At 47.8% G+C, this 594-nt stretch carries 1 protein-coding gene; it reads left to right on the top strand.

What is annotated here, in order from left to right; translation table 11 throughout:
- Nucleotides 1-422: autotransporter assembly complex protein TamA (locus R7Q11_RS27820; protein ID WP_225467192.1), on the top strand; the 422-nt coding region annotated here is incomplete at its 5' end.
- Nucleotides 423-594: the final 172 nt, after the last annotated feature.

A 594-nucleotide genomic window follows, 5' to 3' on the forward strand; every position in this document is an offset into this window, starting at 1 on the left:
TTCGTGGCATCGGCGAAAACCATCGTGGTTTGTTCCGTCTCGAAGGGGGGGCTAACATCACGGAGGAATTTGAAAAGCTTTCGCCATCGTTGCGTTTCTTTGCTGGTGGTGACAACAACATCCGAGGTTATGGTTATGAATCCATCTCACCTGTCGATGAAAGTGGCGCATTAACGGGTGCGAAATACATCTTAAGCAGCACCTTAGAGTATCAATATCGCGTTTACGGCAACTGGTGGGCCGCAACGTTCTACGATATTGGTGATGCGTTTAATGACACACCTGAATGGAAATCTGGTGCCGGGGTTGGTATTCGATGGGCTTCACCTGTGGGACCGGTAAGCTTCGACTTTGCGTGGGGGCTGGATGAAAAGCCAAACAACGAATTCCGCATCCACTTCTCTTTGGGGCCTGAGCTATGATCAAAAAGATGTTTAAGTGGACCAAGTGGTTATCACTAAGTTTGATTGGTCTGCTGTTGTTAATCACTATTTTTGTCGCAACGGTACTGTTTACCCATCCGGGATTGAAGTTGGCGATTTGGGGCGCAGAGAAAGCCTTACCTCAACTCAAAGTCGAGAACATTCAAGGTTC

It is taken from the genome of Vibrio sp. 970 (assembly GCF_033339075.1).